General features: G+C 48.5%; 1 pseudogene. It reads left to right on the forward strand.

Annotation, left to right across the window (positions count from 1 at the left end):
- A pseudogene (locus DXA74_RS16705) lies at positions 1–231 on the forward strand (helicase); the annotation flags it as partial.

Consider the following 231-nt stretch of genomic DNA (forward strand, 5'->3'; position numbering starts at 1 on the left):
GGGATTTCTGAACCTTTACGAGCCTATAGAGCATAAACCGCAGCAGGGGGACTTCTCCCACATCCAATCCTTGATGCGGCACATCTTCGGGGAACAATACGAGCTGGGTATGGACTATATGCAACTGCTGTATCTACAGCCGACACAGAAGCTGCCTATTGTCCTACTTGTTTCAGAAGAACGCAACACAGGCAAAAGCACGTTCTTGAACTTCCTGAAAGCCGTGTTTGA

The organism is Bacteroides sp. OF04-15BH, assembly GCF_003477995.1.
In the GTDB taxonomy this organism is placed as follows: Bacteria; Bacteroidota; Bacteroidia; order Bacteroidales; family Bacteroidaceae; genus Paraprevotella.